This is a genomic window from Providencia sp. PROV129 (assembly GCF_028482245.1).
Taxonomy (GTDB): domain Bacteria; phylum Pseudomonadota; class Gammaproteobacteria; order Enterobacterales; family Enterobacteriaceae; genus Providencia; species Providencia vermicola.
Genome location: NZ_JAMPQD010000012.1, coordinates 1 through 22710, shown reverse-complemented (window position 1 = coordinate 22710; position 22710 = coordinate 1). Strand labels below are relative to the sequence as shown.

Sequence of the window (22710 nt, the reverse complement as noted above, 5' to 3'; positions counted from 1 at the left end):
GACTGGCTGTAATATTCTGATCGTTTAAACTAGGCTTTTCCAAATTATGTCAGGAGACAATGATGAGCAAAGAGCAAGTCAACAGTAGCTTGTTTAATGATGATCCTGTACTACACGCAACATGGTTATATTATCAGGAAGGTAAAAGCCAAACTGAAGTTGCTGCCCTAATGGGAGTTTCTCGTGTAACGGTCGTCAAATACCTGCAAACTGCTAGGGAAAATGGCTTAGTCCAAATTAATCTAGATACTAATGTCTTCGGCTCCATTGATGCGGCTTTACGTATTCGTGATAAATTTGGTTTGCATAGAGTTATCATCGTGCCAGATGGTGAACATGCAGGAAAACGAACAGATTCCAAATTGATGCGTTCTCGTCTTTCTCGCGCTGGTGGGATGTATTTGAACCAAGTTATTGAGAATGATGATGTTTTAGGTGTCGCTTGGGGAAGAACTATCCATGAGATGAGTAAAACGATGACACCTAATTCATGTAAAAATGTCACCGTTATTCAGATGCTCGGTTCTATGCCTTCTCAGCCAGACCTGACAATCCTTGAGTCTTCCTCACAGATAGCGTTTAAACTTTCAGGAAAAGTTGCTTCACTTCATGTTCCCGCCGTTGTTTCTAGTGCAAGACTCGCGATGGAATTACAGGCTGAGCCGATCATTCGTGCGAATTTCGAGGTATTAACCCATTGTACAAAAGCGTTCTTTGTTGTTGGTAGTGCGCTGGATGAAAATCCATTAATTCGTGTGGGTGTATTGAGCAAAAGGGAGATGCAAGGTTATCGGGATGCAGGCGCGGTTGGGGTCATTTGTGGGCGCTTTTATGATAAAGACGGAATACCTGTTATTGGTGATGTTGACCAACGTATTCTCGGGATCAGTCTTGCTCAGCTAAGGCAAATTGAGCGTAAAATATTTTTAGCAGGTGGCGAGAATGGCTATGCCGCAACGTTAGGTGCATTGTTGGGTGGCTATGTGACAGATTTAATTGTTGATGAGGGAACTGCTGAGTTTTTATTAGCGTGTGAGTTGCCCAACGATAAGCCATGATATTTGCCCCACGATAGACATCATGGGGCGAAATATTTTACTGATTCGCGGCGATGATGAGGACAATGCCTGCGATATACAGGAAGAACATTGCCATGATCAATTTATTCGTGCCAGCGGGTGCGTTGGCAAATTCACGCCAAACAAATACGCCCCAGATAACCGCAATCATCGTCGCCCCTTGGCCTAACCCATAAGATATTGCATACCCTGCTTGGCCAGAGGCAATGAGGCTGAACCCTAAGCCGATACACCAGATTATGCCGCCTAACCAGCCACACAAATGGTCACGTAAACTACCCGAGAAATACATTTTCCCTTGAACGGGCTCCCCAACAATGGGTTTTTTCATCACGAGCGTATTAAGCACAAAGTTGGATAAAAATAGACCCAGTGCAAATAGCACAAGTGCAGTATAAGGTGTCATCAGCCCTGCTTCAGGTTCACTTAAATTGCCAGAGATGGACTGTGCTAAGAAGCGGAAAAATGACCCCATGATGATACCCGCAAAAATAGCGGTTATCAGACCTTTATTACGTCGACTTTTATCTGATGACTGAGTGACTCTGCTGTATGTAATCGCGGTTAAGATGATAGCTGCAACAACACAACCAACGCCTAAGAATAGAATGGTTGGATCACCTTGCGGACTACCTATATAGGTGGTGATCACGCCAAGAACCAACGCTAAACCTACGCCAACAGGGAATGCGACGGCCATTCCCGCTAAACTAATGGACGCGACAAGAAGGATGTTTGAGACGTTAAAAATCATCCCTGCAAGTATTGGAAGGAAGATAATATTGATATCCGCCTGCAGAATATCCGAAACAAAGTCTCGGCCTTCTTCTCCGATCGAACCGAGAGTGAAAGCGAACAGCAATGAGCAGACTAAAACGCCGATGGAATAGTCCCAATAAAATAGCGGAAACTCCCATTTGTTATTACTGACCAGTTTTGTTGTGTTAGCCCATGACCCCCAACAAATCATCGTGATAAAACACATAATTATTGCTATAGGATATGATTCCACGATAAACATACATAACTCCTTGAGGTAGTTATTATTAATCGTTATAGGTAGAGGTTGACAGCCATTTTCGACCATGGCTGTCATCGATGTGAAAATAGGTGAATTTAATCGTCGGTTTTTAAGCCGTACGTTTTAAATTTTCCGATGACTTTTGTCATTTCTTCTTTAGATAATGTAGGGACTTTGCTGTGTAGTCCGCCTGTTTTGATGTAAAGCTCAGCTAGCGTTTCAGTTTCTCCTGCAAGCCAAAGTGTTTTTTCCAATGAGGTTTCCATGGCTATCATCCCGTGATGTTGCATAAGAAGCGACTTACTGGATTTAATACCTTCAAATACGCTGTTGGCGAGCTCAGCACTGCCAAATGTATGGTACGGAATACAGGGAATATGATCTGTTCCTGTCACAGCTATCATGTAATGAATTGCTGGAATATCATGGTTCATGATAGAGACGGCAGTACAGTTGACCGCGTGAGTATGAATGACAGCGTTTAACTCAGGCCTAGCCTGATAACAAGACAGATGAAATAACCATTCGCTTGACGGTACTTTCCCAGGTTCTGAAATGCCCTGACCATCCACAAAGACAATCATATCTGGCGTCATTTTCGCGTAAGGTATGCCGCTTGGTGTGATGAGCATGCCATCAAGATACCGGACGCTAACATTACCTGATGTCCCCTGATTGAGCCCTGAAGCATTCATCTCTAGACAGGTAGTAATGATATCCGCTGCTAACGTGAGTCTTTTCATCTTCGTTCCTTAAAAACCTGCATCTTATGCATGCGGTCTCAATTAAATAGCCGCATTTTTTAGATCAGCAAACATGCTACTGAGTGCAGGCTCATTCGCGCCACACACTCCCCGTTCGGTGATTAAGCCTGTGATATATCTAGCGGGAGTGACATCAAAAGCATAATTCCCACATGATGTTCCTTCGGGAGCCGTATTCACCCAACTTAGTTCGCCTTGAGGGTTGATCCCATAGACATGTGATTGCTCTGTGCCATTACGTTGTTCAATAGGAATTGTTTTCCCGTCCTTAAGTGTCCAGTCAATTGTTGGTGAGGGAAGCGCCACATAGAATGGAATTTGATTATCATAAGCAGCGAGGGCTTTAAGATAGGTACCAATTTTATTGCAGACATCTCCTTGCGTTGTGGTTCGGTCAGTTCCGACGATGCAGAGGTCAACTTCTCCGTGTTGCATGAGGTGACCGCCAGCATTATCCGCAATCAGCGTGTGTGGTACGCCGTGTGAGCCTAATTCAAATGCAGTTAGCCCCCCTTGATTACGTGGGCGAGTTTCATCTACCCAAACGTGCACTTTAATGCCTTCTTCATGGGCTTTATAGATAGGCGAAAGCGCGGTTCCCCAGTCCACTGTTGCAAGCCAACCTGCGTTACAGTGAGTGAGAATATTCACGACGCTACCCGCAGGTTTTTTCTGTGCGATTTCTCGAATAATTTCAACGCCATGACGGCCAATTTGCTCACACAGTTCGACATCTTCATCTGCTAATTTTCCAGCAAGCTCCCAAGCGATATCACGGCGTTTTTGTTCTGGTGCATCTTTCAAACTTGCCATCATTCTATCGAGAGCCCATTTTAGGTTGATAGCCGTTGGGCGAGTTTTAATAAGAAGGTCATAGCTCGATTGCAGGTTTTTATCACTCGGATCCTGTTGCATACCAAGTGCCATTCCGTAGGAGGCAACAACGCCGATCAGCGGTGCACCGCGTACCCACATCTCTTGGATGGCGGTAGCCACTTTTTGTGCGGAGTTGAGTGTTAGCAATTCAAACTTAAACGGTAGTTTGGTTTGGTCGATAATTTCTACGGCCTTTCCATCTTTGGAGACCCAAACGGTACGGTAGTGTTTCCCTTCAATATTCATGCGTTCCTCTTATTGTTTTTTGGCTAATTGAATAACGGAAGCCATGTCTTTATACAGATTGGCATTGACGATAAGCTCGCGAGCCATAGTGAGTGTGCGTAGTTCGCATTCGGCGCGAAGGGCTGTGTTTTTAATTTGTTTAAACTCAGCAACGCCAGCAAATCCAATAACTCGGCGATTCATTTCCATACCAGCATTGACTAAAGTGTCTTCTAGAAGCGTAGTAAAGAATTGATTTTGGGCTTCCTGTAAAGCTTTTCGGCCAGACTCTTGTTGATAGAGTTCTGAAGACCATGCATCGCCTTCCGTTTTGTTATTCCATAAGTGACGAAACTCTTGAACAAATACAGACCACGTTGTTTCGATTTGGTTGAGAAGCCAATTTTGATATTCGACGCGGCTTGATGTGTTTTCGTCCCAGGCTGGTCTCGAGAAGAAGGCCATGAGTAGATTACCCATGTAGTTTCCGATATCGAAAGCCATCGGCCCCATAAACCCAAACTCAGGGTCAATGACTTTTGTATCAGTCTCTGTCACCATGACAGACCCTAAGTGTAAATCCCCATGTAATAATGCTTGTGCTTCAGTCATAAATTTGTATTTATAACGCATGGCCACTTGGATCATTTCTTTATCTTGCCACATCTTTTCGACAGCCTGATCAAGCTCAGGAGATAGCCAGTTGTTACGTTCAGCGTTGAAATATGGCTCAGTAAAGATAAGGTCTTCTGTAATTTTGCAAAGCTCATGGTTGAGTGCAAATTTGGCTGTCAGCGCTTTTTTCTGATCAGCTGGCATACCGATATCAGAGGTATAAAAAAGGGTTTTGGCGATAAAGGTTCCAATATCTTCAGCGAGATTTGGAAACTTTTTACCTGCCATCACCTCTTTACGAAGGATGATGTGGGGTGAAAGGTACTCCATCGCAAATAGCGCCATCTCTTGGTCATAAAAATAGACTTCAGGGACGAGCTCGTGACCTGCACAGCGGGCTTCTTGCGATAAGATATTATATTCAAAACCAGCTCGAGTCAGCGATAATGGCCAACTTTCCCCACCTGCACGAACCCAAGGCAGAGCTTGTTTAACGACGATTGTTTTGAGCGTTCCTTTTACAAGGAACACCATGTTCAGATTACCATCACCCACTTCACTGACTTTCCATTGTTCAGGCGTTCCGCCCAATTCAGATGACTCGGTCAATTGAGAAGCTAGATAAAGTGGCAGTGTTTCACATGTCAGCGGCTTGTAGCCTGCTGGAATTGAGTCCAACATAACAAATCCCCTTAATCTTGTTATAATCATCATTTGCTTTACATGTGTAAAGTATACATTATCAAATGTATATTAATGTGATCGGTGTTTAATTTTCGATAAGCCGTATTTTGAGTTGATTTTGTGCGTTTTATCTATTGGTATGGTGAGGTGTCTTTTGATTTATCTTATCTTATGTATATTTTATTATTCATTTGTATTGTTTGGGATGGTGAAAACTATTGGTTAGAGAGTGGTTGGCATCAAGTTAATGAACTTTTGCCCTTTAATTTGCATTCATATGCTGACTCCGTACAGACTCAAAAATTACAGGTATAATCCCCCATTATCTCACTGACAATTTTATTGATGCGGAAATAGAAATGGCAAAACTCACTTTACAAGAACAGATGCTACAGGCAGGGCTTGTCACCAGTAAAAAAATGGCTAAAGTTCAACGAACTGCGAAAAAATCACGGGTACAAGCTCGGGAAGCCAGAGAAGCGGTCGAAGAAAATAAAAAGGCACAGCAGGAACGGGATAAGCAGCTCAATGAACAGCAAAAACAAGCGCAGCTATCAAAAGAATACAAAGCGCAAGTGAAGCAGCTGATCGAAATGAATAAAATTGAAATAGCGAAAGGCGATATCGCTTTTAACTTCACCGACAACAATGTCATTAAACAAGTGATGGTAGATAAAACCACACAAAAACAATTGATCAGTGGACGCCTAGCAATTGCTCGTTTAGTTATTGATAGCAATAATGTAAATGGATATGCAATTATCCCTGCGGTTGTCGCTGATAAAATTACTCAAAGAGATGTGGATAGTATTGTATTAAATAATGCGTTGAGTGAAGAAGCTCAGGATGAAGATGATCCATACGCTGAGTTTAAGATCCCAGATGATTTGATGTGGTAATACTCGTCATACTTCAAGCTGCAGCGTTGTTGACCGCGTTCATTCGCACTAGTCACATACTTATGTATACTCCTAGCGTCTCATTTTCTTGTCGCCTAGCTGCAACTTGAATTATTTAGAGTATTAAAGGCAGTTTAGAGTATTAAATGACCGTTTCAAACCGCAGCGTTGTTGACCGCGTTCATTCGCACTAGTCACATACTTATGTATACTCCTAGCGTCTCATTCTCTTGTCGCCTAGCTGCAACTTGAATTATTTAGAGTATTAAAGTTTGGGCTATATAGAGTATTAGAACGGGCTATCATGAATAAAATGAAGTGGTTTATGGCTGATCGGATGTGTAAAACGTAGCTCGCTGGCGTGTAACATCAGCCTTGGTGCATGCTCTGTGCCAGATAAACACAGGCCGCCATATAAATCGCACCCCAAAATGGGATACCCCAAATATTGGCAATGAATACGTAGCTGGTGGGTGCGCCCCGTTTCAGGGGTGAGCTGCACTCGTGTTAATGGGACAGTTGTACCACCCACTATTTCTTGTTGAAAGCGCTCCAGTACCAAATAACGGGAACGTGCGGGTTTTCCATTCACTTTGCAAATAGACATACGTGGAAATAACGCTGGGTCTTTTGCTATCGGCGCATCAATTATCCCTTCGTTATTATTCAAGTGCCCGCACAGTAGCGCTTGATAAACTTTAGCAACAGTACGTTGGCTAAACTGTTGGCAAAGTGCGGCATTGATGGCTTTATTAAGGGCAATGATCATCAGCCCTGAAGTGCCAAAATCTAATCGATGAACAAGGGTACAATCTGGAAATAACTTCACCAGTCGATAATGTACAGAATCTAAATTCTGAGGGTTTTTCCCTGAAAGGCTGAGTAATCCCGAAGGTTTATTGATAATCAGTAAATGTTCGTCTTGATAGAGGACATCAACCTGCTCATAGCAAGGCGGGGCAATAAAGGTATCAATAATCGTAGACATCGACTTCTCTAAATAAAAAAGGGGAAAGAATAATAACTAATTTATCATCTGCCGTCGCCTTGGGGTGTTGTAAATTTATCATCCAGCTAAAAACCAAAGGCATGGTCTGAGCCTACATTGTGCTTTATACTGCCGTCAGAGAAACTGAGTTTAAAACGATTAATTAGGTGGTAATGCAATGAAAGGAACAATCACAACGTGGTTTGAAGATAAAGGCTTTGGATTTATCAAAGATGAGAACGGAGATAACCGTTATTTCCATGTGATTAAGGTTGCTAACCCTGAACTGATCAAAAAGGGTGCAGAAATCACCTTTGAACCAACAACCAATAATAAAGGCTTGTCTGCTTTTGCTGTTAAAGTGATCCCTGAAAGCAAGTATATTTTTATTGCGGGCGAGCGTTTGAAAATCACTTCAATTAAATCTTTCCTTGTATACAGTGAAGAAGTTCCCGCAGATGCGGGTATTGATAAAGCGAATACCGTGTTATCGGTAGGTGCGCTGATGAGCAGCATTCGTCCAAAAACGGAAATTAAACCTGGTGATATGCGCTCACTGAAAAAATTAGCTATCACTACGCTACATGGCACCACATTGACGTTTTCAGAAGATGAAATCGATATTGAAGAAACGGTAAAACGGTTGAATTCATGTAAGAATTAGTCCTTGGATAGAGCAGAAAATTGATGAGTACTAGAGCGCTATTTTATATGGCGCTCTTAGCTAGATAACGTTAATAAATTCCCATTGTTATAATATCGTTTGTTATTCTAGGTAAATCCACTTAATATCGATGCAGTGTGTTAAAGAGGCTGGCTTCTCTTTTGGGCTTAAACGCGTAATCGCCTAAATATCGATGATAAATTTAATTTACGCATACTCATAATATTGGTAAAGGTAAATACATCACGAGAATAGGCTGATAGTCGCATTTTGCCTTACTTTTTCATTGGTTTATTAAGTTGAGTTTTTATTTTTTTAGAGATAAATATTGGCTTGGCCATTACTTTTTATGGGTAAAACTAAAATCATCCATATTTATAGTTTATTGTTTTACTCATATTATGAGTTTTTATAATTAAAATTAATGTGTTTTGTGTCAATTTGTAATTCAATGTAACTTTATGTGTTTTAATCCTTATGAGAGTAATTAATCGTTCGGAATTACTCTCAATAATACACTCCATAAATTATAATATACTAATAATATTTAATTAATATATTTATCATATAGTTAATTATCCATTCCTTAACTTAAATACACATTAAATGTGTATATCAATCAGTTAAAGTGATCGATATTCATCATTTAATAGTCTGCACCTATCAAATAAAGCGATTCGATCGATATAAACGTTTTTACTCTTATTTTAATGTATTTATTATTAATAAAAGTTAAATGTTTAATTAATTATTTTATATTGGAGTGTGGTTAATGAAATCTAATATAATTAGTTGTCATGTCGGTATTTTTTTAAGACGTGCCCGTAAAGAAAGAAACATGACAGGAAAACAGATGGCTAAGTTAATGAATATTAGTCAACAGCAAATCTCACGTTATGAAATAGGGACCACAGCTATCACGTTAGATCAATTAGAACAATTTTTGAGAATATTAGATAAAAGATGGATTGACGTACTTCGATTTCTTGAAGATGAATCATTGATTGGAATAAAAACAGATAAAAACGAAAGTAAAAATAAATACCTTTCATGGAAAGGCTATTCTACTAAAAGCTTCATTAATAATTTCTAATTATTAGAACAGGCAGAATAAAATAATCAGGTTTTCTGATTATTTTATTGATTATATTTTATAAAAAGCACGGTTAAAAGTGTTTTTTATACTATGTAATTATTTTTTGATATAAATTAAATTAGAGAGAATAATATGTTAAATAAAAAAATGGCATCTGTTTTGCTATCAACAGTTATTGCTGCGTCTTTTGCAACCGTTGCTAATGCCGATACACGTACAGCTCAAGCGACTGCAACTTGGCAAGCAACCGCAATTAAAGATACAACAAGTATGTTAGTTGTTACTCCATTAAAAAGTTTAACGTTTAATTATGCTGAAGGCCAAAAAAGCTTTAACCAGCAAAATGGTGCGTTCGATATTGCAATTCAAGGGCAAGCAGGCGCTACAGACTTTAAATTAGCATCAAAAATTATTGCGAACACATTAGCAAGAACAACTGACGATTCTAAATTAACGGTTGGTGTTAAATGGAATGGTGAAGATCTTAATAAAAATACAGATTTAGTTTTAATTGATACATCAAAAGGCTTAACTTCTGGTTTAGATAACTTAGCTGCTGATGGTATCTATAACGGTTCTGAGCGTGCAACAGACCGCGGTGAATTCACATTTGTTATTGCAAGCGCAGAAGCTGCTGGTGCAGCAACAGACTTTAAAGCACTGACCGATGGTACATGGGATGGTGATGTAAAAGTTCAATTTACCGCGACTTGGGACGGTACTTTCACACCAGCACCTTAATTATCTCTTAATTGGATAATTGAATACTACGATAAAGATACTATAGGGAAATAATATCTTTATCGTTATTCCTTTCTTAGAAATTTATGATTATGAAAAAAATAACATTAGCATTAATTTTATTATCATGGCTCCCATTAAAAAATAGCTTCGCTGTTAATGTGGGGAATATTACTGAGATAATACCATCCGATGAAGATACGATAGCGAAAGAAATTGAAAATACAGTTGATACAGCAAGGCTGGTAAATCTAACAATCGAAAAAATTGACTCTCCACTTGAAAATGGAAAGGTTATTCCTGTCAATGATCCTAATGAAATATTGTCAACACCAGCTAATTTAATTCTGCCAGGTAAAGCAAAAGATGTGTTTAAAATTATTTATCAGGGGCCAAAGGACGATAAAGAACGCTATTACCGATTAAATTGGAAAGATGACCCTATTGGTGAAAGTGGTGTTACACAAAGTTCAAAATCAGCATCAGCAACGACATCGGCAACAATTAGCACGATTTTAGTTGTCGCACCAAGAATTGAAAATTTTAATTACCAATATATTAATTCCCAAGTTGCGAATACGGGTAATAGTTCTTTTCGTGTTGTGGCTTCAGGACCGTGTTTAGCAGAAAAACAAAAATATGCAGTGGATGGTGTTTGCCGTGAGCGATATTACCTCATGCCACATTTAGCCGTTAAATTGCAATTTGTCGATCTCTCAAATAAAAAATCAAGCGTAGGTATTTGGCACAAAGGAGAGTTCATTGTTGTCAAATAATGAAGAATGGACTTAAATCATGCGTAAGAGTGCTATTGCTTTATCAATATTGAGTATTATTTTTTCGAATTCGATTAATGCTGATGAAATGAAAAGTATTAAGATTGGTGGATATATTATTCCTCCTGCATTTGTGAGTGCATTGGAGGAAGGAATGTCTGTGCCTGTTTTTTTACGTCTGAATGATGAGGCTAAAAAAAGTCAGAGTGAAAGCAAAATTGCGGATGCAGTTATTGTCATTGATCAGGGTAAAATTAAATTATCAAGTCTTCATCTCATTGAGAATGATCAGGGTGCGAAACTCAATAATTTATTAGTTGATAAGCTTGAAAGTAAGCAAAATGCTATTTTTAATGAAAATAATGGGATTGTTATTGATAACAATGCCGTTCTTCAATTAAACATCTCTTCATTCAACCTATCATTAGATGTTGATAAAGCCGCATTTGCAGCAAAAGAGCATGCGAGACAATCTGTCTTAGGAAATTCTTCAGTTAATTCATTTTCAGCCGTCGCCAATTATGATTTAGGTGTGTTTCAGAGCCGAGTCAAAGACGCGAAAGATTCATCAAGTAGCTATTTTAATTTAGATACCTTATTTGCTGCTGCAGAACATCATTTTAATGTGAACGCCTCAGCGTACAGTATTGGAAAATCGAATTCGAACGTTGAACTTTACCGTGCAATGTATGAACGTGATTTTAATGGATTTCGCTTTGCGCTAGGTTTAATGAGCACATGGAATTTACAATCGATTGCCAGTTTAACCGCCCTTAGTAGCAGTAAAATTTATGCCGCTTCCATCGGGAATAATTCATCTAGTATGGTGGTGAATAAACAACAGTCATTAACACCCATTTATGCTTTTTTAAATAGTCCTGGGGAAGTGCGTATTTACCGTCAAGGTAAATTATTGAACATTCAAAATTTCCCGATGGGTAATTTTGAGGTTGATACGAGCGTATTGCCTTATGGTATTTACGAAGTCACTATCGAAACGGTTGTTGATGGGAAAGTTGTCACCACACAGCACCAAACAATTAATAAATCCTTCGGTGCGATAACGGGAAATTACGACAAGCTAAATTGGGAAATTTACGGAGGATATATTGATTTTGATAAGCGCCATTATGTGAGAGGTGAAGGCTCACCTAGTCAGACCCCTGAAAAAAGTTATTTAGCGGGTGTTTCTTTTGCTTATAACTTCCCAGTGTTATCGGGTATTCGTTTCCAAATGTCCAACTATGGGTTTGATAAGTTTGTTGTACAAGAAACCAGCGTTAACGCCACTTTAAATAACTATATTTCAGTTGCTTGGCAGGGCATGTTAGAAAATCATGGCAGTCACCGTAATATTGCGACGGTTTCGGTCAATATCCCCGAAGGGTACGGTTCTTTATGGGCATCTAAAGAAAAGACCGTCGTGACGGGCGATTTACCGCTTTATGATGCGGATAGCTATTCTTACGGCGGCACGATTAACTTTGACAAAATCATTGATAGAACAGGCTCGTTTACTATTAGTAACACCAAAGACCGCCGTGTCGGCAGTGATTCAATCAACTATGAGTACGCGAACACATTATTCTCGGGTCGTTATGGCACGGTAGGATTAAGAGCGGGTGTTCAGCGTTATCATTATGATAATCAAAACAGTACCAACGAAAAATACGTGAATCTTGATTTCTCTTTGCCGCTCTCTACATGGCTTAGTACTGGCGTTTCTTCGACAAACGGTAACGTAAAAGCCAATATTTATGCGAATAAGAATTTTGAAAATTCCGTGATTACCAATGCAGGTGTTTCAGTTTCAAAATTAGTTCGTGATAAAGATAATGGCGAGTCTGATTTTTCAACGTTGGGCTATGCGTCTTACGACACAAAATATAATTCAGGGACTGTGACGATTAATAGGCCTGATAATAACCGGCTCAATGGTAACTTAACTTCGCGCGGCTCAGTAGCCTATAGTGACGGAATGATCACGCCTAGCGGGCAGCAAGGTAAATCTGGCGTGATTATTAATTCAGATATTAAAGGTAGTGGCAGTATGGTCGCGAAAGTGAATGGCCAAAACTACCCAATTAGTGGAAAAAATACGTTTATTCCATTGTCTCCTTATTCTGATTATGACATCCAATTAATGAATGACGGCAAATCAAAAGACAGTTTTGATATTGTCTCTGGTCGAAACAAGTCCGTTACATTATATCCAGGAAATATTGCCCTTTATCAACCTGAAGTTAGGCAACTAGTGACCGTATTTGGTCGTCTGAAATCGCCTAATGGCGAATATATAAAATATGCTTCCATTCGAAACCATATCGGTCGAACAAAAACCGACCAAAATGGTGAGTTTTCCATGGACGTTGATGTTCGATACCCAGTGATATCGTTATTACAGGACGACCAACAGACTATTTGTGAAGCAGACTTAAACCTGCAAGGTGCACGCGGTGCATTGTGGGTTGGCGAGGTGACTTGTGAGCCTCAAGAAGCATTTGCTAAACGTTAATTATCTCTTTAAAGGCTAATTTAATATGCGATTATTATCGATAACAGCACTCTTTTTTTCATTCGCTGTTTTAACGCCGAATTCTTTTGCAGCAACCGCACCCCTGCAAGAATATGTCATTGTTGAAAACCAAGTTGATAATGAATTTTTTATTGTGGCAAATAGGGTTGATCCGCGTTTTTCGGGTTCCAATGTTTTCACAAAATATCAGCGTAATAGTCAATTAAGTTTAGGCTATATGGGATATACCGGTACACCATTTAGCTCAACGTATAATATAGGCGATATTTGGTTAGAAAATTCCCCTGTTAACCAACCCTTTATTGGAAACCGTTGTATGACGAACAACCGAAATTGCCCTGCAACCTCTTATTGGCCTGCTCAGCAATTACGGGATAATGGCGCATATAAAATACAGCAAACAGGTACGCCAGGTGAATCGGGTTATTCAAGGCCTATTTTCTCGGAAGCATTTTATCGTTGGTTAGCGGAAATCCCGCCAGGAACAGAATACACGTTTGATTTAAGAACATGTACAAGTCGTGATGATTATAATTTAAGTAATACAACGTGTATGACCAGCGGGGGGCGAACAAGTACGCAGCAACACTACATTCCAACCAATAAAAAAGGGAACATTATTTTGAAAGGCACTGGCGCCTTGCAAGAGGTGTTTGTGGACAGCAATGGGAATCCAACCATTGGGCTGGGTTCTAATTTTTGTTCCACAGGGATTGTGGCAAATGCTTCTGGTGTGATTTGTAAATTAGTGGAGTTAGAAACCAAAGGTTCATCAATTAGTGGCTCATTTACTGTCCGTATGTATATTGATAGTGCAAAGCTAGGTTTAGCGAGGGCGCCAGCTGCTGCACAGATTCAATATAAAGGCAGTAATAGCACACGTTGGACGAACTGGTCTTCAACAACAAATATGTCTGAGATTTTTAATAATGGCTCACAGAATATTGAAGTCTTTCTTTCCAATGCGTATTTAAAATCGATTGTTGATGCCTCGCCAAATTCAACCGTGACATTGGCAGACAGTGTTTATACATTTGGTTTTCAATCTCCACTGCCACAGTCTGGTTTTTATGAATTTACGCCATCAAACTACTTAATAATTAAACCGAGAGATTATGGAATTAGCATTATTCCTGCAGACTTTAATCCAAATCAATCGAAAACGGGTAAGGTCGGTAGCGAAGAGCCGCCGATAGAATTTAATTACATTGTGACGACCAGTGGCCCAAGACAGGCAGACTCTATTACGGCAAAAGTTGAGGGGCCCCAAACAACATTAAAAGGTCAGTCGTACTGTTTATTTACTTCAAGTGATAACAAATTTAATGTCCCTTTTTCTGCTTACCTTTCATTTAAAAATGGCAGTGGGGTGAAGGAGTCATACCGCGCTAGTTGTGATAATAATGAAATTTCATTAAAAAACGCATTATGGGCGGAGACCCCCTGGGACCGGCCAAATGAAGATCTCGGTTCTTTTTATCGTACTGATTTAGACTTATCATTCCCAATGAATGACGCTAATTCGTTTTTCACATTAGACGGTATTGATTGGTTAGGGACAGTTTCAGCAAGTGGGACGATTACCGTTAAGGCGATTTGGACGGGACCTGATATTCAATAACTTTAATGGCTATTTTGTGGCTACTTGTAAAGACGCAAGTAGCTTTTTTATTGGTACCAATTCTTCCTTCAATTTAATAGCGGATTTTTATTATGAAACGCTTCTCTTTGCTTAAAATCCTATTCTTGATGGTGTTGTTTTCGTTTTACAACAACGCATTTGCGTTATATATCAATTCAGATATTTCTTCGATGGATTCGGGCCAAGAGTTTTTTTCTAAGCCATACGTTAATGATACGAAAAAAACGAATTTATATAATTTTAGCGCTTATAAAATTGATAGACCAGGTGGCCAAGAACAGGGTGAGCCGATACTCAACGGTGAAATTATCTTTACTCCGCTGAAGAAAATTTTATTACCAGGAGAGCAGGAGTTTTTTAAGATTTTTTATCGAGGGCAAGCGGATGAAACTGAGCGCTATTATAAGATTATTATTAGCGAAACGCCTTTGGATATGCGTAATGATGATGGGAAAAAAAAGCAGCCATTATTTTACCCAACAGTTAGCTTAGAAACCTATTTTGTTGTGAGGCCACAAAAGCCAGACTTTAAATACGATCTCAATTCAAATGATGGGGTACTAAAAAATACGGGTAATACCTATTTTAGGGTGTTATTACATGACAGCTGTGATGCTAATGATGACTCGGAGCCTTACGTCTTTTATTTGTTACCTAATCAAGAGTTTAACGATGTACGCTTAAAAAAGAAAAGCCGAAAATATATAGTTATTTTCGATAAATATTATTCGGTCGGGAATTGTGAATAATTAATGCAAAAGAGGCTTTTAATAAGTAAAAGCCTCTTTATAACACTATGGTGTAGACATAATAATTGTTGCTGCAGAGTTAAACTGGCCTTCGATGAGCTCATTTGGCGATAAATTTGGCTTCTTTACTAACGTAAACATTAATGTATCTCTGCCATGGCCATTTTCGATTTTTGAATTGAAATGCCCATTCATTGGGGAAACACGTTGTCCTTGATGATAAATCTCTACACCTAATCCTGGCATGATCGGGCCTTGACTGCCGATATCACCTGTTCTGACGAGTAGCGCATCTCCTGAAAAGGTTGATGTTTCACCACTTAAAATCATTTTTATTGGTGCTGTTAGGTTATTATCTTCACAGCTATATGTGATCTCAACATTACGCTGAAAACGGCTCGCACTACCCACTGTTGAAATACCTGATGCATTAACCGTTTCAAAATCAACAATAATGATTTGGTTATCATTGATATCACATGTCCCTGTTCCTACAACCACATCATTTCCAGCATAGAAATTCCATTTAAAATAAGCGTGGTCAATATGTTGGTTGCTGCCTACAAATGTTGCATATTTATGGAGATCAAGCGTCATCAATAAATCTCCTTTTCTGACTAAAACTGAAGGTGTAGGCTTAACATTTACTTGCAAATATAACTTAATTTGCAAGGGCTCAGAAGCGGTGGTTAAACGGAAAACTGGAATTTCTTGACCACTAAATGGTGCTAAATAATAAGCACCGCGTACAACAACACCAGCTTTTAATTCAGGATTATTTTTAAACGCAGGGCCTAAGTCAGCGCCTGTGACATTCAGGTAGTCGACATAGGCGGATGGCGCTTCATTGCGGCAGGTCATAAAGTCACTCACATCCGCGAATTCATTAATTCGATTAGGTACAGCAAAAATATCATTATCAAGAGGAACATCTTGTATGCTTTGTGTTCCGCCGCCAACCTCTTGGCCCCCATTTGTTTTACATTGGAATGCAAATATGGTCGGGGAGAATAATAAGGTTGCGAGAAGTAATATTAATATCTTCATTGTTACTGATACCTTAATCATAAATTAAACTAAAAATAGCGGTTGCAGTAAAATGGCCAAATGCAATACTTTTATTTTTTATTGCATCGGGTTCCCCTTGCACATTCGCATTAAAACTTAATATATTTGTGCCATTCTCTAGATTGTATGCGGGCGTCGTACTATTAATGGGAATTTTTTTACCATTGTATTCTAAAATTTCAATTCCTATACCCGAAGCCATGCTGCCAGAATCTAATGCAAGGAGGCCTGGTAAATAGCTATTTTCGGTTCCAGTAAACTTAACTGTCACTGTTTTAAAGATACTATTATCACAGTCATCTAGGTGAATATTAAAATTTTCCAGTGGTGTTTTTTGGTTAATATAGAGATACTTATTGACGATAGTACCAAAATCTACAATGATATTTTCATCACCAGGCCTTACCGTGCAAGCTTCAGCGACAAGCTGCCCTCTTATCTTAATTTCACCGATTTGGCCATTTTTTGCATGGCTCGGTAATGAAAAAAATAACAAACTGAATAGCATGAAGAGTATTATTTTTTTAAATTTGTAAAAATTGAAATTTAAGTTATTCATATAAAGACCTTCAATGCTCTATCCGCTAATTGAATTAGCTTATTCATAGGTTATTTGGAAAGAAATAATGCTTCGGTATGCGCCTGCCTGTAATTTTTCTGCAACTCTGACGGGGGCTACGTAATAAGTTAAAATATTTTGCCCAGACGAAATAAGTTGTGGTTCGCTGTACTCACCAAAGGCGATTTCTTTTCCTTTTGGGTTGGTGATTTGTAATCCCAATCCAGTAACACCTTCTACGCTGGCAATGTTAGGGCGAAACGGAATGACAGGGGCAATAAACCGAATTTTCATCCCTGGCTGGGAAGTGCTCCATGTGACATTGCCCGATTTATCATTTCTTAGGGCAGTTGGTGTGTCGATACAATCCAGCAATTCAATATTAATCGGGGTTTTATGGCCTTGTGCGCCAATTGCTTTTAATGACGCAGTTTCAACATTCCCCAAATCAACAGATTGAAATGCAGAGTCCATCGATAAATGGCAAGCACTCTCAGTTAAGGAGCCGTAAACAAAAATTTTTCCATTGGCGCCTTCGACATCCCAATTTCCTGTGGCGTCATGAAAGGCATTCGAGGACGCCCCATATATGACAGACGGTGGAAATATCAGAGAAAGCCCGAGAAGTAAGGTAAGACTTTTTTGATTAATCATCTTTTCCTCTCTATTTATTTTCAGGAACAACCTGACATGTGCTGGCTTGGCATTTGAATTGCAATTTAGGACGGCCACCGTAGTCATTGATATAGGTTAGTACTGGGTTCGCACCAACAGTGGAACTTGGGACACCTAAATTTTCTTCGCTAAATGGTGCGACCATAACGGCTTTAAAGTTTTGATTTACTGGTGAGTTGATACGCTCCGCAGCGCCAATAATGGTGATATAAAAAGGCGTTGGATTTTTAATAATATATTGGTCGCCTTGTTTAATAAGCTGTGTTTTTTCCTGCCAAGGGTTATTCAACATTTCCGTTTCACTTAGCATGATACTTTTCGGGCGGTAAAATAATTTAATTTTGCTTTGTAATGCTAATTGTAAAACATTCGGCTTATCACTTTTAGGTGGTATCTCTCTTAAATTAAAGTAATAAACGCTTTCTCTATCTTGAGGTAACTGGTTTATTTCAGGAAGCGCTTCAACACGAACTTGGCTTGATTTTTCGGGTTCAACTCTTTGCACTGGGGGTAATACTGCAAAAGGAGAGGTAACTTTCACTCCTTGAATATTTTCTACCCAGCCTTGGGCTAAATAAGGCAGTTGGTTATTTTTATTGGTAATAGTAATTGAAACGCTTTTTTGATCGCCATTAAAAATAATGCGAGTTCTATCTAAAGCAATTGCTGAGAAAGCGCTTCCGCTAACTAAACTGCTTAATAAAATAGTACTGATATATAAATTAGTTAATTTTTTCATAGCAATCACTCAGTTACAGATTATTATCTGTTTCATTACGTTTATTTGATAGTGGCTTACAAGGAATGAATAATCCTTGGCTAATTGTTTCTAAGTTCTCAGGAAAATGAATTTCACATTGAGCTGCGCCACCCCAATGAATAATCATGACTTCATTTGGGTTGATACCACTGACGTAGGCATATCCATTATCAGTGACGATCCCTGTTTCTTTTCCTTTCAAATTAGTAATCTGAGCACCAAATGGCGGCGCAGAGCCGTCAGACATACGCATTGAAAGCATCATTTTTTCACCAGACAATACATTAAATTTACGGTAGCCAATTGCGCCTTCTGTTAATGTGGCCTGGACAATAGAATCAGTCACCTCGGCATTATTCGGTAATGCATTTAAATCGACTTTAACTTTACTGCGGTAGTAACTATTTAAGTCAGGCACGACCACTTTACCGAATGCATTCGATGCAATAGGGATACCACGGTCTGATACGGGGATTTTAGCTACGCCGTCAGTGTCTATGAGTAAACGAGTGCCGCCAATATTTGAAACTCGGTGAGCATCCGCACCTTTTAACGTCATAGTGAATCCGCCTTGAGCCCCTAATCCAAATGACGTGTAATTATTGTGAATATAGCTGGCATTTGCGGTTAACTTCGTATTATCGCCGTAATGAGTAATATAGGTGCTTGCGGTTCCACCTTTATTGGTTGACCCTGCGCTGACTTGGTAATTGGTTCTATCAGACAGCTTGTCATAATAAGTTGCCCGGTTAACGGTGTCGTCCCGTGTTGCTTGTAATGAATAGCCGATATTGGCACCATTTCCCCAAGGCATTGATGCTGAAATATAAAGACCGTCATCATTTGTTTCGTTATATTTATTGCGGTACGCCGATAATGAAATATTAATATTTTTCAGGCTTCCCCAATCTAAGGTTTTTGTTACCATTAAATTGTAGCGATTGCTTTCTGGCTTATCCCAATAGGTTTGGTGCGAATAATTTAAATAAGCAGTGATCCTTGGTTCTCTAAAATTTTTATTTAGAGAAATCACATACATTTCCTTATTACTGCCTTGGCGTTCGCCTGAATCTTTAGCCGTTAAAAAATCAGTCACAGTCATAAAACTGCGCTCAGAGAAGCGGTAACCTGCGAATTGGACTTGGCTATCATAGTCATCAAAGCGCTTCGAATAGTTTATCCGATAAGAGTTACCTGTCAGTTTTTTATCATTCGGAATATTTGCAATAGAATGCGTAATATCGAAAGACAAAGCACCAAATGCTAATAGATCGCGACCTACACCTACGTTGAATGCATTATAGTCTTGGCTATTTAATGAGCCTGCGAGCAATGACCAACCATTGGTGACTCCCCATGACATTTCACCACTTGCGAATGTGTCTCCGTTAACATGGTGATCCATATCGGTTGGTCGACCCATTGCTAATTTATATCGAATACTACCTGGGCGCGTTAAATAAGGGATATTAGCCGTTTCAACTTGATATTCTTGAACAGAACCATCCTGTTCTTCGATTCGAACATCCAGTTTACCCGTCGTTGCATCGCTTAAGTTTTGGACACGAAAAGGCCCAGCAGCAACTTGTTCTTGGTAAATAACTCGCCCTTGTTGACTAATAATGACCGTTGCATTGGTGGTTGCAACACCTGTGATTTCTGGCGCATATCCACGTAAGTTCGGTGGAAGCATTAAGATATCTGAGCGTAAGCTAATCCCAGTGAATCGAAAACTGTCGAATAAATCCGTATTAAAATAGTCTTCACCCAAAGTCAGTTTTGCTTTAATGCTAGTTAAAGCTTTATAAGCATAAAGTCGGCTCCATTGGAAATCATGCTCATTTTTACTGTTTGAGCCAGTTTCTCGTTGAGCACGTCCCTGCCAATCGCCCCTGAAGCGCCATGCACCGAGGTTAACACCCGCAACACCATTTGCCGTCACATTATAATTACTATTGTTATCATGAGGTTTATTGGCTCTTGCATTAATGTTGTAGTCTAAAATAGCTCCTGAAATCCCCTCATCCCAAAGAGAGGGTGGATCCCAGTTAGCGGTTCTATATTCAAGATAGGCTTGAGGAATACTTAGGTATAATGTTGAGTCAGATAAATCTCCCTGAGCTTGAAAGCCAGGTAAACTGAGTAAATCAAGACACTCATTATTATGCCACCACGTAATTTTCTTCAATGAGTCCGCTGTTAGCCCTAATTGTTGGACTTGTTCTTGTGTAATACATACAAGGCTTGCTTCAGGGTCATTTTCAGGCGCATAAAAAGAAAATCGTTGTTCAGGCAGAGTTTCTTTATTTAATTGTATTTTTAGAGGGTAAGTGCCAGGCATAATATAGCCAGCACGTGAGAATTGCTTAATATCGATGTTTTTTTTGTCTTCTAAATCAAATAATGCTGTATTAAATTGTATAGTATCAGCAGCATATAACTGGGCAGATAATGACCCAAAAGCGAACATTATCGTTGTCGTTATTATATTTATTTTGTGTTGTTTAAAAAACATAAAAAACATCCCTAAAACACCAATATAACTTTTAGAATTAATAATAATCGACCTTGAACCTTAATAAGGTTTGGTAATTACCCGCTTTAACAGGATGATAATTGGTGACTAATTGCATTTGATATTTCAGTATCATTGTGCCAGGGATAATTCCTTGTGCAGGCAATGGCTTCCCTGGTGTAATGGAGTATCCCGAGATATCATGCAGCGCCAATTGCACTCCTTTTGCTTCACCCGAGAGTGTGAAAAAATCACCTTCTGATGGACCATCAAAAGTGACTTCGAGTGAATTCCATTCGTTATTATCTTTTGAATATTTTTCCCAACGGCAATCAACGAGCTTAATATTGAATTCTTTTATGGGGCCTTTCCCAACTTCGCGAATATAGCTTATTGGAAGAACCCCCATATTAATGGTCTGATCCCTTGACCCGATATCTATTGCACAGGCAGTATCGACTATTTCGCCGTTCATTGTGACTTTTCCCCATCCATGAGGTGATGCCGCCATTTGTGGCGAAAGAAATAATGTAAGAAGCAATAGAGACGATACATTTCTTGGCGAATAGATAAATCCTTTCACTTTAACCTCTGACTTAATTAGGTGACTAATAGAGGAATACAGGAGTATTCCTCTTTAACTAATCAATTAGTTATAAGTTAAGGTAAAGTTAGTTACGCCTTCGAATTTACCTAATGGAATTTTATCTACTGCAACGTTTGCACCTTGTACATAAGCGCTATAACGTAGAGTGTTATCACCCGCTTGTAATTGGTGTTCTTGTGCTGTTGCAACACCCATATCTAATGCTGCTCCGTTTGTATCAGTTAATTGAATACCGACGTTACCCGCAATAGTTGGATCGGTTGCATCTAAGCCAGTTACACCTAATAATTTAGAGTTGAATGCAGCACTAGAACCAGAGAATGTGATGCTGACTTTGTCATTATAGACTTTGTCATCTGCATCTTTAGGGAATACACAGTCTTCTAATTCAATGTTGAATTGTTTAGCACTAGAAGTACCGCCATTTGCTAAAACAGAGTTAGCGATTTGGCCTAACCATACAGTTTGGTCAATAGAGTCGGAACTAATTGAGCAAGGTGCATCGATGATTTCACCTTTAAATGTAACTTTACCATGCCCTTGATCAGCGAGTGCTGGAGAAGCGATAGCGGCAGAAACAAGAGCTGCTAAAAATACTTTTTTCATTTGAACCTCATTTATATATAACAACGTGATGATTACCCAACAATTAAGTGGGCATAGTTAAAATTTTATATTTTTTAAATAACTATTTGCTGTATAAAGAATTTAGAATAATTTCTGATTGCCGATTAAAAATATAATGGCAATTATCTTGCTCATCGAAGAGGTTTTCATTGTTATGAATAAATGAATTAGCATTAGGATGTTCTTCATTTATTTTCAATGTTATACTTTCGAAAAATGCACTAGGGTTAGTATCTAGATAGAATAAGATTGAAAATAACATCCCACAGTTAATGCTACATATTCCTCTTTCATATCGAGAAATTTGTTGTTGTGATATTTTTAATTTTTTAGCTAGATCTTTACCGCTTAGCCCTTTTTCTTTTCTAAGGTGGAATAACTCCAAACCAATTTGCTCAGTTAGTATTTTCTGAAAATTATCTATACTGGTTTTTAACTTGTTATTTTTCATATCTCACCAATAAAGCTTTATGTAATTTGGTTACACAGTCAGACCCGCTTGCAAAGTAAACGATTTGCTTTCTTTTTGCTCAGTAAACGCAAC

The 22710-nt window shown here is 39.0% G+C and carries 22 protein-coding genes; 9 read left to right on the top strand and 13 right to left on the bottom strand.

The window, feature by feature from the left end; genetic code table 11:
• The first annotated feature begins 62 nt into the window (after positions 1–62).
• Positions 63–1058 carry a sugar-binding transcriptional regulator gene (locus PSF27_RS09210; RefSeq protein WP_272681362.1) on the top strand — a complete coding sequence of 332 codons (996 nt, stop codon included), beginning with the start codon at positions 63–65 and terminating at the stop codon, positions 1056–1058.
• A 37-nt stretch (positions 1059–1095) separates the two neighbouring features.
• Here the strand turns inward: PSF27_RS09210 and PSF27_RS09205 are convergent, their stop codons facing one another.
• The 4 genes from PSF27_RS09205 to mtnK all read right to left on the bottom strand — a co-directional run bounded on the left by PSF27_RS09205 (position 1096) and on the right by mtnK (position 5261).
• On the bottom strand, positions 1096–2100 hold the full coding sequence (locus PSF27_RS09205; protein WP_206085176.1) for a multidrug DMT transporter permease: 1005 nt from the start codon (positions 2098–2100) through the stop codon (positions 1096–1098).
• A 95-nt stretch (positions 2101–2195) separates the two neighbouring features.
• Positions 2196–2843, bottom strand: a complete 648-nt coding sequence (locus PSF27_RS09200; protein ID WP_272681349.1) for an L-fuculose-phosphate aldolase — start codon at positions 2841–2843, stop codon at positions 2196–2198.
• A 42-nt stretch (positions 2844–2885) separates the two neighbouring features.
• Complete coding sequence (gene mtnA, locus PSF27_RS09195; RefSeq protein WP_272681348.1) at positions 2886–3986, bottom strand: S-methyl-5-thioribose-1-phosphate isomerase; 1101 nt, start codon at positions 3984–3986, stop codon at positions 2886–2888.
• 9 nt (positions 3987–3995) lie between these two features.
• Entirely contained in the window at positions 3996–5261 is a 1266-nt protein-coding gene (mtnK, locus tag PSF27_RS09190) for an S-methyl-5-thioribose kinase (protein WP_272681347.1), read from the bottom strand.
• A gap of 362 nt (positions 5262–5623) precedes the next feature.
• On the opposite strand from mtnK, the gene PSF27_RS09185 reads away from it, so the two are divergent.
• Entirely contained in the window at positions 5624–6163 is a 540-nt protein-coding gene (locus PSF27_RS09185) for a DUF2058 domain-containing protein (protein WP_272681346.1), read from the top strand.
• A gap of 289 nt (positions 6164–6452) precedes the next feature.
• Here PSF27_RS09185 and PSF27_RS09180 read toward each other — a convergent pair whose 3' ends face one another.
• Positions 6453–7151 (bottom strand): RluA family pseudouridine synthase, encoded by a 699-nt coding sequence (locus tag PSF27_RS09180; RefSeq protein WP_272681345.1) that lies wholly within the window; start codon positions 7149–7151, stop codon positions 6453–6455.
• Positions 7152–7329: 178 nt separating this feature from the next.
• On the opposite strand from PSF27_RS09180, the gene PSF27_RS09175 reads away from it, so the two are divergent.
• The 7 genes from PSF27_RS09175 to PSF27_RS09145 all read left to right on the top strand — a co-directional run bounded on the left by PSF27_RS09175 (position 7330) and on the right by PSF27_RS09145 (position 15355).
• Positions 7330–7815 carry a cold-shock protein gene (locus PSF27_RS09175; protein WP_206085170.1) on the top strand — a complete coding sequence of 162 codons (486 nt, stop codon included), beginning with the start codon at positions 7330–7332 and terminating at the stop codon, positions 7813–7815.
• Between the two features lie 772 nt (positions 7816–8587).
• Positions 8588–8908 (top strand): helix-turn-helix domain-containing protein, encoded by a 321-nt coding sequence (locus tag PSF27_RS09170; protein ID WP_272681344.1) that lies wholly within the window; start codon positions 8588–8590, stop codon positions 8906–8908.
• 135 nt (positions 8909–9043) lie between these two features.
• Positions 9044–9652 carry a common pilus major fimbrillin subunit EcpA gene (gene ecpA / locus PSF27_RS09165; protein ID WP_206085168.1) on the top strand — a complete coding sequence of 203 codons (609 nt, stop codon included), beginning with the start codon at positions 9044–9046 and terminating at the stop codon, positions 9650–9652.
• A gap of 92 nt (positions 9653–9744) precedes the next feature.
• The gene (locus PSF27_RS09160) at positions 9745–10428 is read left to right on the top strand and encodes a hypothetical protein (protein ID WP_206085167.1); all 684 of its coding nucleotides are present in this window, start codon (positions 9745–9747) and stop codon (positions 10426–10428) included.
• A gap of 19 nt (positions 10429–10447) precedes the next feature.
• A complete protein-coding gene (locus tag PSF27_RS09155) occupies positions 10448–12943 on the top strand; it encodes a TcfC E-set like domain-containing protein (RefSeq protein WP_206085166.1) in 2496 nt (831 codons plus the stop codon).
• Positions 12944–12968: 25 nt separating this feature from the next.
• Positions 12969–14585, top strand: coding sequence for a fimbrial protein (locus PSF27_RS09150; protein ID WP_272681343.1), 1617 nt, complete (start codon positions 12969–12971; stop codon positions 14583–14585).
• A gap of 92 nt (positions 14586–14677) precedes the next feature.
• Positions 14678–15355, top strand: coding sequence for a fimbrial protein (locus PSF27_RS09145; protein WP_272681342.1), 678 nt, complete (start codon positions 14678–14680; stop codon positions 15353–15355).
• A gap of 45 nt (positions 15356–15400) precedes the next feature.
• Here PSF27_RS09145 and PSF27_RS09140 read toward each other — a convergent pair whose 3' ends face one another.
• From PSF27_RS09140 to PSF27_RS09105, 8 genes are all read right to left on the bottom strand, one after another.
• Entirely contained in the window at positions 15401–16402 is a 1002-nt protein-coding gene (locus PSF27_RS09140) for a fimbrial protein (RefSeq protein ID WP_241016866.1), read from the bottom strand.
• Between the two features lie 13 nt (positions 16403–16415).
• The gene (locus PSF27_RS09135; RefSeq protein ID WP_206085162.1) at positions 16416–16982 is read right to left on the bottom strand and encodes a fimbrial protein; all 567 of its coding nucleotides are present in this window, start codon (positions 16980–16982) and stop codon (positions 16416–16418) included.
• 39 nt (positions 16983–17021) lie between these two features.
• A complete protein-coding gene (locus tag PSF27_RS09130) occupies positions 17022–17636 on the bottom strand; it encodes a fimbrial protein (RefSeq protein ID WP_206085161.1) in 615 nt (204 codons plus the stop codon).
• A 10-nt stretch (positions 17637–17646) separates the two neighbouring features.
• On the bottom strand, positions 17647–18396 hold the full coding sequence (locus tag PSF27_RS09125; RefSeq protein ID WP_206085160.1) for a fimbria/pilus periplasmic chaperone: 750 nt from the start codon (positions 18394–18396) through the stop codon (positions 17647–17649).
• Positions 18397–18409: 13 nt separating this feature from the next.
• Entirely contained in the window at positions 18410–20941 is a 2532-nt protein-coding gene (locus PSF27_RS09120; RefSeq protein ID WP_404461887.1) for an outer membrane usher protein, read from the bottom strand.
• Between the two features lie 28 nt (positions 20942–20969).
• Positions 20970–21407 (bottom strand): fimbrial protein, encoded by a 438-nt coding sequence (locus tag PSF27_RS09115; RefSeq protein ID WP_272681341.1) that lies wholly within the window; start codon positions 21405–21407, stop codon positions 20970–20972.
• A 174-nt stretch (positions 21408–21581) separates the two neighbouring features.
• On the bottom strand, positions 21582–22145 hold the full coding sequence (locus PSF27_RS09110) for a fimbrial protein (protein WP_094960889.1): 564 nt from the start codon (positions 22143–22145) through the stop codon (positions 21582–21584).
• Between the two features lie 82 nt (positions 22146–22227).
• Positions 22228–22617: a helix-turn-helix domain-containing protein gene (locus PSF27_RS09105; RefSeq protein ID WP_206085158.1), complete on the bottom strand. Its 390-nt coding sequence runs from the start codon at positions 22615–22617 to the stop codon at positions 22228–22230.
• Positions 22618–22710: the final 93 nt, after the last annotated feature.

Excerpts from the sequence above, each read along its gene's own strand:
- PSF27_RS09210 (WP_272681362.1), top strand. The coding sequence starts at position 63 with ATGAGCAAAGAGCAAGTCAACAGTAGCTTGTTTAATGATGATCCTGTA.
- PSF27_RS09205 (WP_206085176.1), bottom strand. The coding sequence starts at position 2,100 with ATGTTTATCGTGGAATCATATCCTATAGCAATAATTATGTGTTTTATC.
- PSF27_RS09200 (WP_272681349.1), bottom strand. The coding sequence starts at position 2,843 with ATGAAAAGACTCACGTTAGCAGCGGATATCATTACTACCTGTCTAGAG.
- mtnA (WP_272681348.1), bottom strand. The coding sequence starts at position 3,986 with ATGAATATTGAAGGGAAACACTACCGTACCGTTTGGGTCTCCAAAGAT.
- mtnK (WP_272681347.1), bottom strand. The coding sequence starts at position 5,261 with ATGTTGGACTCAATTCCAGCAGGCTACAAGCCGCTGACATGTGAAACA.
- PSF27_RS09185 (WP_272681346.1), top strand. The coding sequence starts at position 5,624 with ATGGCAAAACTCACTTTACAAGAACAGATGCTACAGGCAGGGCTTGTC.
- PSF27_RS09180 (WP_272681345.1), bottom strand. The coding sequence starts at position 7,151 with ATGTCTACGATTATTGATACCTTTATTGCCCCGCCTTGCTATGAGCAG.
- PSF27_RS09175 (WP_206085170.1), top strand. The coding sequence starts at position 7,330 with ATGAAAGGAACAATCACAACGTGGTTTGAAGATAAAGGCTTTGGATTT.
- PSF27_RS09170 (WP_272681344.1), top strand. The coding sequence starts at position 8,588 with ATGAAATCTAATATAATTAGTTGTCATGTCGGTATTTTTTTAAGACGT.
- ecpA (WP_206085168.1), top strand. The coding sequence starts at position 9,044 with ATGTTAAATAAAAAAATGGCATCTGTTTTGCTATCAACAGTTATTGCT.
- PSF27_RS09160 (WP_206085167.1), top strand. The coding sequence starts at position 9,745 with ATGAAAAAAATAACATTAGCATTAATTTTATTATCATGGCTCCCATTA.
- PSF27_RS09155 (WP_206085166.1), top strand. The coding sequence starts at position 10,448 with ATGCGTAAGAGTGCTATTGCTTTATCAATATTGAGTATTATTTTTTCG.
- PSF27_RS09150 (WP_272681343.1), top strand. The coding sequence starts at position 12,969 with ATGCGATTATTATCGATAACAGCACTCTTTTTTTCATTCGCTGTTTTA.
- PSF27_RS09145 (WP_272681342.1), top strand. The coding sequence starts at position 14,678 with ATGAAACGCTTCTCTTTGCTTAAAATCCTATTCTTGATGGTGTTGTTT.
- PSF27_RS09140 (WP_241016866.1), bottom strand. The coding sequence starts at position 16,402 with ATGAAGATATTAATATTACTTCTCGCAACCTTATTATTCTCCCCGACC.
- PSF27_RS09135 (WP_206085162.1), bottom strand. The coding sequence starts at position 16,982 with ATGAATAACTTAAATTTCAATTTTTACAAATTTAAAAAAATAATACTC.
- PSF27_RS09130 (WP_206085161.1), bottom strand. The coding sequence starts at position 17,636 with ATGATTAATCAAAAAAGTCTTACCTTACTTCTCGGGCTTTCTCTGATA.
- PSF27_RS09125 (WP_206085160.1), bottom strand. The coding sequence starts at position 18,396 with ATGAAAAAATTAACTAATTTATATATCAGTACTATTTTATTAAGCAGT.
- PSF27_RS09120 (WP_404461887.1), bottom strand. The coding sequence starts at position 20,941 with ATGTTTTTTATGTTTTTTAAACAACACAAAATAAATATAATAACGACA.
- PSF27_RS09115 (WP_272681341.1), bottom strand. The coding sequence starts at position 21,407 with ATGAACGGCGAAATAGTCGATACTGCCTGTGCAATAGATATCGGGTCA.
- PSF27_RS09110 (WP_094960889.1), bottom strand. The coding sequence starts at position 22,145 with ATGAAAAAAGTATTTTTAGCAGCTCTTGTTTCTGCCGCTATCGCTTCT.
- PSF27_RS09105 (WP_206085158.1), bottom strand. The coding sequence starts at position 22,617 with ATGAAAAATAACAAGTTAAAAACCAGTATAGATAATTTTCAGAAAATA.